This window comes from Anaerolineae bacterium, from assembly GCA_014360855.1.
In the GTDB taxonomy this organism is placed as follows: Bacteria; Chloroflexota; Anaerolineae; order JACIWP01; family JACIWP01; genus JACIWP01.
This window is the reverse complement of the sequence record JACIWP010000107.1, coordinates 1-9921: the sequence shown is the minus strand read 5'-3', so window position 1 is coordinate 9921 and position 9921 is coordinate 1. Positions and strand designations below refer to the sequence as shown.

At 67.4% G+C, this 9921-nt stretch carries 8 protein-coding genes; 2 read left to right on the top strand and 6 right to left on the bottom strand.

The features are described from left to right. The 6 genes from H5T60_07400 to H5T60_07375 form a co-directional block, all read right to left on the bottom strand. The coding region (locus H5T60_07400; protein ID MBC7242256.1) for a hypothetical protein at positions 1 to 1634 on the bottom strand (1634 nt) is incomplete at its 3' end. Continuing rightward, positions 1631 to 3508: an excinuclease ABC subunit UvrC gene (uvrC, locus tag H5T60_07395; protein ID MBC7242255.1), complete on the bottom strand. Its 1878-nt coding sequence runs from the start codon at positions 3506 to 3508 to the stop codon at positions 1631 to 1633. The genes uvrC and H5T60_07400, both read right to left, overlap by 4 nt. 22 nt (positions 3509 to 3530) lie before the next feature. Further along, positions 3531 to 4736 carry a nickel pincer cofactor biosynthesis protein LarC gene (larC, locus tag H5T60_07390; protein MBC7242254.1) on the bottom strand — a complete coding sequence of 402 codons (1206 nt, stop codon included), beginning with the start codon at positions 4734 to 4736 and terminating at the stop codon, positions 3531 to 3533. 4 nt (positions 4737 to 4740) lie between these two features. After that, complete coding sequence (larB, locus tag H5T60_07385; GenBank protein MBC7242253.1) at positions 4741 to 5487, bottom strand: nickel pincer cofactor biosynthesis protein LarB; 747 nt, start codon at positions 5485 to 5487, stop codon at positions 4741 to 4743. 32 nt (positions 5488 to 5519) lie between these two features. Continuing rightward, positions 5520 to 6329 (bottom strand): ATP-dependent sacrificial sulfur transferase LarE, encoded by an 810-nt coding sequence (gene larE, locus H5T60_07380; GenBank protein ID MBC7242252.1) that lies wholly within the window; start codon positions 6327 to 6329, stop codon positions 5520 to 5522. A gap of 1 nt (position 6330) precedes the next feature. Next, a complete protein-coding gene (locus H5T60_07375) occupies positions 6331 to 7713 on the bottom strand; it encodes an MATE family efflux transporter (protein ID MBC7242251.1) in 1383 nt (460 codons plus the stop codon). A gap of 202 nt (positions 7714 to 7915) precedes the next feature. Between H5T60_07375 and H5T60_07370 the strand changes: the two genes are divergently transcribed. After that, positions 7916 to 8893, top strand: a complete 978-nt coding sequence (locus H5T60_07370) for a diacylglycerol kinase family lipid kinase (GenBank protein ID MBC7242250.1) — start codon at positions 7916 to 7918, stop codon at positions 8891 to 8893. After that, positions 8890 to 9921 (top strand): calcium/proton exchanger (gene cax / locus H5T60_07365; GenBank protein ID MBC7242249.1); only part of this gene is annotated, 1032 nt, incomplete at its 3' end. The genes H5T60_07370 and cax, both read left to right, overlap by 4 nt.

Sequence of the window (9921 nt, the reverse complement as noted above, 5' to 3'; positions counted from 1 at the left end):
CAGCTTTTCAGAAAAGGCGCCGCCCGCATGCCGGCCAGCCCGCCGGCGCACAGGCCGGCCAACTGCGCCAGGAGCACCGCCTGGGCGGCCGCTCCCGCCGGCGCCGGCAGGTCCCACCATACCACCAACCCCTGCCACCACATCAGGAATGCCAGCGGAAGGCCCCAGATGGCCGCCAGGAGTTGAACCAGGCCTGCGGCCCGACGCCAACGTTCCCAAACGTTCCAGGATTCCCGCCGCAGTACCCACATGCCCCACAGGCCGGCCAGCGTCCCCAAAGCTCCCAGGCCGGCCAGGACCCACTGCCAGCCGGCAAAAGATTCCAGGATGCGGGTTCCCCGCGACAGGGTCAGCCAAACGGCCGGCAGGCCGGCCGCCGCAACGGTTATCAGCGCCGGTGCCAGCGGCAGTTCCTTCCGCCGCCAGGCACGCCCCTGCATCCACACCGCGCCGGCCAGGTACATGATCGGCAGCCACAGCCGCCAGAGCCGGTCGTCCCAGACGCGCCGGCGGTACGCCTCGCGCATCAGCTCGTCCAGCTCTGCCATGAGCCTCTTCGCTCCCTCCCTGGCCGCCGGCCAGCGGCCAGCCTCCACTTCCTGGCGCACCGCCTCCCGCTCATCGAGCAGGGGGTTCACATCCGGGGAAACGCCCATGCCGGCCAAGTACGCCTCGGCCAGCTTCCAGCGGACCTCAGCCAGCGCCGCAAGGGAGCGCGCTTCCGCTTCCGCATCCCACGCCAGCAGGGCGCGAAAGATCGTGCCTTCCGACCTCGCCGGCGCCGGCACCCCCAGCAAGGCCGCCGCCGTCGGCGCAGTGTCGGCGGGACGCATGCCCGTATAGGCGCCCGGACGGATGCCGCGGCCAAAGGCCATCAGCCGGGCGGTTCCTCGCGCCGACGCGGCCACCAGCATGAGCGTCTGCCGGGAGGGTTCCACCGCCTGAAGAAGCCCGCGCAGAGCGTCATCCAAGGAAGCGGTGGGGGAGCCGTCCGGCCAGCGCACATGCACAAAGGTCAGCGCCGGCGGTTGGCTCTCCAACTGCCGGCGGGCCTCCGCCAGCACAGCCAGCGCGGCCGGCTCGCCGGCGGAGCCGAACAGCACGCTGTAACTGCGCTTTGCCGCGGCAACCATGCCGCGCCACCAGACCGGGCCGTAGAGCGCGGTCTGCCGGCCGGCGTCCGCAGTGACGTCAAACAGGGTTTCCGCCCGCGCATACCATAACACGCTGTCGGCCGCATCCTGCAGGGGCGCGCCGGCCAATCTCGGGGAAGCCCCGCTGACCAGGGTGATCCATCCGCTGGCCGGCGTGTAACTGCTCAGCGGCCCCGTCATCCGGACATGGGCCGCAGAAATCCCCGCCAGCGCCGGCGTCCTATCCAGGTAATCCGCCGGCACACCCTCCAGCAGGACCAGCACCAACCCTTCGGTCAGCGCCGGCCCCGCCGGCGCGTCGGAGGCCGGCTCGTCCCACTGCGCCAGCGGGGGACGGTAGTCGCGCAGGGAATCCACCCATATATTCGCCCAGACGGCGCTGACGAACGCCGTGATCGCCAGCACCGCGATGTTCCAGGCGAGAGACAGCCGGCGGAACCAACGGCCGCCGCGGGGAAGATGAAGGCGCATGGCGCTCATCCCCCAAGGTATTCCTTGAGACGCTCGGCGGCCTGGCGGGTCATGCCGGGCACCTGGGCCAGCTCCTCCACGCTGGCCTGGCGGATGCGCTCCAGGGAGCCAAAATGCTTCAGCAGGGCCTGCCGGCGCCGCGGCCCAATGCCCGGGATTTCGTCGAGCATGGAACGCAGGGCGCCGGCCTCGCGCAGGCGGCGGTGATAGCCCACGGCGAAGCGGTGCGCCTCATCGCGGATGCGCTGGAGCAGGTGGAGCGCCGGCGAATCCGCCGGCAGGCGCAGGGGCTCCGGCATATCCGGCAGGTAGATTTCCTCCTCCTGCTTGGCCAGCGCGGCCGCCGGCACGCTCTCCCGCAGGCCCATTTCCTCCAGCACCTCCAGCGCCACATGGAGCTGGCCCTTCCCCCCATCCACGATGAGCAGGTCCGGCAGGAGGGCGAAGGCGTCCGGCAAACTGCGCGCCGTGGACTGGCGCCCCTCTTCCAGGGCCTGCTGGGCCTGCTGATAGCGCAGGAAGCGCCGGCGCAGGACCTCGCGCATCATGGCGTAATCGTCCGCGCCCTCCACGGTGCGGATCTGGAAACGGCGATAATCGCTCTTGCGGGGCACCCCGTTGACGAACACCACCATGCTTCCGGTAGCCGCGGTGCCCTGGATGTTGGAAATGTCGTAGCACTCGATGCGCGCCGGCGGCTTCGGAAGCATCAGGGCCTCCTGCAGGGCCGACACGGCGCCGGCCTGCTTGGCCTGGTCGGACATCCACTGGGCGCGCATGGCTTCCAGGGTCTCGCGGGCATTCTCCTGGGCCATCTGGAGCAGGCTCTGCCGCTCGGTGTTCTGCGGCACCATCAGCACCACATCGGCGCCGCGCTTGCTGGCCAGCCACTGCTTGATGATATTGGCCTCGTCGGCCTCCGCCGGCAGGATAATCTCCGGCGGCACAGAAGAGGCCTCGGCGTAAAACTGGGAGAGGAACGAGGAGAGGATCGCGCCGGCCTCTTCCCCCTCGGCCCCTTCCATGAAGAAATATTCGCGGCCGATGAGCCGGCCGTTGCGCACGAAGAAGACCTGCACACAGGCGTTGCCGTCATCACGGGCAAAGGCGACGATATCGTGGTCGCGCAGGTGCGGCGAGACCACCCTTTGCCCTTCCACCACCTTCTCGATCGCCCAAATCTGGTCCCGCAGTTGCGCCGCCCGCTCGAACTCCAGGGCCTCTGCGGCCTCTTTCATCTGGGCTTCCAGCCGGCGCACCACCTCACCGGTCTGCCCCTCCAGGAACAGCATCAACTGGGCGATCTTGTCCCGGTACTCCTCCCGGGAAATAGCGCCGATGCAGGGGCCGCTACAGCGCTTAATGTGATAGTACAGACAAGGGCGCGGGTCCCGGCCGGTGATCTCGCGGTCGCAGGTGCGGAAGGGGAAGAGCCGGCGCAGGACATCCAGCGTCTGATGCACCGCCTGCACCGAGGTGTACGGCCCGAAATAGCGCGAGCCGTCCCGTACCACATGGCGCGTCAGCATGACCTTCGGAAAAGGCTCGTGCCAGGTGACCCGGACATAGGGATAGGTCTTGTCATCGCGCAGGCGCACGTTGTAGCGCGGGCGGTAGCGCTTGATGAGGGTGTTCTCCAGCACGAGGGCTTCCAGCTCGGAGGCGGTGACGATGAACTCGATGCCGGCGATGTCCGCGACCAGACGCGCCGTCTTCATGTTGCCCTGCGCGGACTCATGAAAGTACGAGCGCACGCGACTGCGCAGGTTGACCGCCTTGCCGACGTAAATGACCCTGCCGGCGGCATCCTTCATAATATATACGCCCGACTTCTGCGGCAGTGTATCCAGTTGCTCCTGCAGTTCGGGCGAAAGGTTCACCATGTCAGAACGTCACCATTGGCTGTTACTTGTCGAGCGGGTGCAGCGCGCCGGCGCGCCAGCCGGCCAGCACCGCCTCATACACCTGTGCCAGAGGCACGCCGGCCTGGCGCGCCGCCTGGGCACAGGATTCATATTCCGGGGCCACGGAGACCACCTGGCCGTCCAGCAGTTTGGCCTTGGCGCGCACCGGCCCCCAGGGGGTGTGCACCTCCACGAAAGAGCGCCCCGCCACGTAGCGCAGTAACAGTTGGTGGCGCACGCCGAAGGTGGTGGTCTCCTTCAGCAGGAGACGGCTCAGCCGCGCCACGTCCTCCGGCCGGCACAGCACCCCCAACTGCACCGCCGGCCGGTCCTTCTTCATCTGGATCGGCGTGAACCAGACGTCCAGCGCGCCGGCGGCGAACAGCCGCTCCATCGCAAAGCCCAGTCCCTGGCCGGACATATCGTCAATGTTGCAGGCCAGTTCCGCCACCGTCTCCAGCGCCGGCTCCGCATGAGAGACATCGGCAGGCTCCCCGACCCACAGGCGCAGGACATTGGGCCAGGGGAGGAGCTTGGTACCGAAGCCGTAGCCGACCCGCTGAATGCGCATCGCCGGCTGACGAAATTCCGCCAGCTCGCACAGGATGGCGGCGCCGGTGGGCGTCACCAGCTCGGTGCCGGCGTCGAGGGGCCGCGTCGGCGCGCCGGCCTCGGCCAGCAGTTCCAGCGTCGCCGGCGCCGGCACCGGCAGAGGGCCGTGCGAGGTCTGCACGGTGCCGCTCCCCAGGGGCAGGGAGGAGGCATACACTTTGTCCACGCCCAGCAGGCGCAGGCCGATGACCGCGCCGGCGATGTCCACGATGCTGTCCACCGCACCGACCTCGTGAAAATGGACCTCCTCGATGCTGGTGCCGTGGACCCTGGCCTCGGCGCGCGCCAGCCGGCGGAAAACCGCCAGGATGCGCGCTACATCCTCCGCCGGCAGGGAGGACGCGGCGAAGATGGCCTCGATATCCGCCAGATGCCGGTGATGGTGCTCCTCGTGGGTGATATGCACGCTGAACTTGGTGCCGGCCAGGTGCTGTTGGGTGCGGTGCTCACATGTCACAGTGTAGCCCGTGAGAGGGATCTTGGCCAGATCAGCCTGCAGGGCTTCCAGGGAGACGCCGGCGTCCAGCATGGCTCCCACCAGCATATCCCCGCTGGCGCCGCTGAAACAGTCGAAATAGGCGATGCGCTGGCTCATACTGCTACTCCTGGGAGGGGCGCGTCAGGCCGGCGCGCGCCCGCGCCGCCCGCATGGCGATGAGGCCGGCGACCGCCGCGGCGCCGATGCCGTTGTCAATATTCACCACGGCCAGGCCCGGCGCACAGGTCTGGAGCATAGAGAGGAGCGCGCTGTGGCCGCGCCCGCCGAATCCATAGCCCACGGAGGTGGGCAGGCCGATGACCGGCACATCCACCAGCCCCGAGACGACCGAGGGGAGGGCGCCGTCCATGCCGGCGGCCACAATGATGACATCCACGTCCATCTCGTTGATGAGACGTTGAAGCGGCTCAAAGAGGCGGTGCAGGCCGGCCACCCCCACGTCAAAGGCAGTGCTCACCTCACACCCCATTTCTTTCAGGAGCATGACCGCCTCTTCAGCGATGGGGATGTCGGCCGTGCCGGCGGTGATCACGCCCACCCGCCCACCGTTGGGCTGGACGACGAAATCTGCCCGCCGGATCACCATGGCGCGGGCATGGAGGTACCAGTCCAGCACCACATCGTCGCGCGTCCACTCCTCCTTCAGACGCTGTTCCAGGCGCGGCGGCACGCGGCTGAGGAGAGCACGGCCGGCACGCTCCATAAAGTGCCGCACGATGGTCAGCACTGTATCGCCCGGCTTGCGGTTGGCCAGGATCACCTCGGGCACGCCGGCGCGCTGCTGTCGCTCCACATCGGGACGGGATAAGTGCGCTTCCTCTTCGGGCCAGACGTGTCTCGGGCTCATCCATTCCTCCCCTTCACGATGCAAGGCGGCGGTTATAATAACGCGTTCATACTGCCACTGCGCAGTCCCTGCAGGTCCAGTGTCACGAACGTGAAGCCGATCTCCCGAAAGGCGGCCACCAGCTTCTGGCGCGCCGCCGGCTCCAGCACCCGCTCCCAATCCTCCGGGGGCAGTTCGATGCGCGCCACGGGGCCGTGGTGCCGCACCCGCAGGGCGCGCAGCCCCAATTCATGACGCAGGTAGTCCTCGGCGCGTTCCACCTGGGAGAGCGCCTTCGGCTCCAGCACCGTGCCGTAGGGGAAGCGCGAGGCCAGGCAGGCCATCGCCGGCTTGTCCCAGGTGGGCAGGCCGCGCCGGCGCGACAGCTCCCGGATCTCCGCCTTGGTCAGGCCGGCCTCGTCCAATGGGGCGCGCACCCCCAGCTCCTTCGCCGCCCGCTGACCTGGACGGTAATCCCCGTGGTCATCGCGGTTCGCGCCGTACACCAGGTGAGGGATGCCGGCGGCCCTCGCCTCGGCCAGAAGCCGGGAAAGCACCGCGTGCTTGCAGTGATAACAGCGGTCCGGTTGATTGGCCGTGATGCCGTCCTCGGCCAGCACATCCATCTGGATGATGCGATGCGCCACCCCCAGTCGGCGCGCCAGCTCCTGGGATGCAGTGACCTCACTGCGCGGGATAAGGGCGGAATCCTCGGTGAGGGCCAGCACGTTTTCCCTGCCCAGGGTCTCGACGGCGACGGCGAGCAAATATGTGCTGTCCACCCCACCCGAGAATGCGACCGCCACGGAGCCCAGCTCGGCCAGCCGGCGTCTCAGCTCCTGCTCCTTTTCTTCCGGGGTCATCTTACACCTCCACGGTCTTCCACTTGCCCGCCTGGAAGCGGGTGAACATCAGAGTGCCGCGGATGCCCAGGTCAATCACCATCGCGATCCACGCACCGATCAGCCCTGCCCCCAACACCTGGGTGAAGAGCAGGGCCAGCGGAACGCGCACTCCCCAGACGCTGGCGCCGTTGATGAGCATGGGAGCACGGGTATCGCCGGCCCCGCGCAGGGCGCCGGCGAAAATCATGGATGAGGCCAGGAACAACTGCGAGAAGCCCACCAGCCGCAGAGGGCCGGCGCCGGCGGCGATCACCTCCGCCTCACTGGTGAAGAAGCTGACGATGGGGCGGGCGAAGATAATGAAGCAGATACCCATGATGGTCATAATGCCGGCGCCGATGGCAAAGGCGATGAAGCCATCCCGCTCGGCGCGCTCCGGGTCCCTCGCCCCCAGCCCCTGGCCCACCAGCGTCGTGGCGGCCACCGCAAAGCCAAAGCCCGGCATATAGGACAGCGATTCGGCATTGATGGCCACCTGATGGGCGGCATAGGCAATGGTGCCCAGCGCGGCCACCACGCGGACATAGGACATCATGCCCAAGCGGAAGATCAACTGCTCCACGCCGGTGGGCACGCCCACCCGCAGGATGCGCCGCACCAGCGAAACGTCGAGGGCCAGCCGGCCGGAACGCAGGCACAGCCCACTGCGCCCACGCCACAGCAGGAAGACCACCAGCAGTCCGCCCACCAGCCGGCCCAACATGGCACCTGTGGCGGAGCCGGCAACCCCCAGGCGGGGGAACCCCAGCACGCCGTTCACCAGCACCCAGGCCACCACGATGTTGATGCCGTTGACGATGAGCATCACCCACAGGGGAGTGCGGGTGTCGCCGGCGCCGCGCAGGCAGGCATTGCCAATGAACATGAGCGCGGAAAACACGTATGCCGAGCCGGCGATGGTCAGGAATGTGACCCCCAGCCCCACCGTCTCCGCGTCCGCGCCCATGAGCACCATGGCCGGCTCGGCCCAGATCTCGATGGCGGCAGTCATCACCGCCCCAACCGCCAGTGCCAGGAGCATGGCCTGCCGCAGGACCCGATTGGCAGTGTCCATATCCCCTGCCCCCACCATGCGGGCGATCAGGGCGGTAGCGCCGGTGCCCACTGCGCTGAACAGCACCATCGCGAACATGATCCACTGGTTCGCCAGGCCTACCGCCGCCAGCGGGGCAGCCCCCAGGTGTCCGACCAGGAAGGTATCCACCAGGCCGACCAGCATGCTGAGCAGTTGCTCGCCGGCGGACGGCAGTGCCAGCTTGAGGACATAGGGCACGCGCGACCAGGTGGACTCGCCGGCGGCCGGCAGTCCCCTGCGCACATGCCCCAATGCAAATGGCCGCATAACCGCTTTCTCCCTAATCCTTGAAGCTTCGATGACAGGCAGGTTCAACCTCCACATTATACCGGAATCCATCCTTCTGACAATCTCAGACCGCTGGTGGGCTTCGCCCCCTCTTCCGGTACCACTGTCCGCGCGGACTTGTGAGGAACCCGCAGAATACATATAATGGCCTCGTCAGTCACAACTCCTCGGGAGAGCGCCCATGCGGGCTATGCTGATCTACAATCCATCCGCCGGCCCCCATCAGGCGGAGGATGAGCTGCGCGACGCGGTGCGCGAGCTGGAAGCCAACGGCTGGGAGGTCACCTGGCGGGTCACCCACGAGCGGTTCGACGCCATGCTGTTCGCGCGCGAGGCCGCCTTGCAGGGCTATGACGTGGCTATTGCCGCCGGCGGTGACGGCACCATCGGACAGGTGGTCAACGGCATCGCCGGCACCGATACCGCCCTGGGTGTCCTGCCGGTGGGCACCACCAACGTCTGGGCGCGTGAGATCGGCCTTCCACTGACCACCCCTCTGCATCCGAACGCCGTGCAGGAAGCCGCCCGCATGATGGTGGAAGGGGAATGGCGTGTCGTGGACGTCGGGCGCGCCAACGACCGCTATTTCCTGATGTGGGTCGGGATAGGGATGGATGCCGAGGTCACCGCGCAGGTGGAAAGCCGGCCCCAGCACAAGCGCAGGCTGGGGATGCTGGCCTTTGCCATCGCCGCGGTGGCACAGACCCTCTCCCTCACCGGCACGAAAATGTACATCGAGTTGGACGGCCGCAAGCTGGAGCGGCGCGCGCTCTTGGTGGTTGCCAGCAACATCCAGCTCTACGCCGGCTTCTTGCGCATCGCTCCCATGGCCAGCCTGACCGATGGATTGCTGGACGTCTGCATTTTCCAGGGCTACACCGGCCTGTCCGCCTATCTCCACTTTTTCAGCATCCTGCTGGGCCTGCACACCCGCAGCCCGGAGGTCGCCTATCATCAGGCGCGGCATCTGGTGGTGCGGCCGGCGCGGCCGCTCTCCATCCAGGTGGATGGCGACCTGGCCGGCTATGCGCCGGTCGAGATCGAGGTGGTGCCCCAGCATCTGCGCGTCATCGTGCCGAAGACCACCGCTTCGCCGGCCCTGCACCCGGCGGGGCACGTGCAGGCGCCAGCATACTTCTGGGAGCATTTCCGCCGATGAACTACCTGTATCTGCTCCTCATCTTTGTCCCCCTGACCATCGTGGGATGGTTCCTGCACTGGAACCCGGTGCTGATATTTTTCAGCGCGGCGGTCGGGGTCGTGCCGCTGGCCGGCATCCTGGGGGAAGCGACTGAGCAGTTGGCGGAGCGGGCCGGCCCGCGCGTCGGCGGCCTCCTCAACGCCACCATGGGCAATGCCGCGGAGCTTATCATCACCATCTTTGCCATCAAGGAAGGACTGCTGGAGCTGGTCAAGGCCTCCATCACTGGCTCCATCCTGGGCAACTTACTGCTCATCACCGGCGCCAGCATTTTCCTGGGCGGATGGCGCAACGGGGTACAGCGGTTTGACCGCGCCCACGCCGGCACCAACGCCACCATGTCCGTCCTCGCCATCATCGCCCTGAGCATCCCCTCGCTCTTCAGCCATTCCATCGAGGCTACCAGCCATATGGCGGTGGAGTACCTGAGCCTGGGGGTGGCCGGCGCCATGATCCTCATTTACATCAGCAGTGTGGTTTTTGCCCTGCGCGGCGCGCACGGCGAGACAACCGCCCCGCACACCTCCCGTCAGCCGCTGGGCATCACCATCGCCCTGCTGGCCGGCGCCGCCGGCCTCATCGCCTGGCTCAGCGAAATTCTGGTGGGCGCCGTCGAGCCGGTCATCGCCTCCCTCGGCGTCACCGAGTTCTTCCTCGGCATCATCCTCATCCCCCTGGTGGGCAACGTGGCGGAACACCTGGTGGCGGTGGAAATGGCCTGGAAGAACCGCATGGAGCTGAGCTTGAACATCTCCTTCGGCTCCAGCCTGCAGATCGCCCTGCTGGTCGCGCCGCTCCTGGTCTTCATCAGCCTGCTGATGGGGAACCCGCTGACGCTGGTCTTCAACCAGTTCGAGCTGATCGCGCTCATCGCCGCGGCGCTCATCACCACGCTGGTGGCGCTCGACGGCGAATCCAACTGGCTGGAAGGCGCCCAGCTCCTGGTGGTCTATTTCATCGTCGGGTTGGCGTTTTTCTTCCTGCCG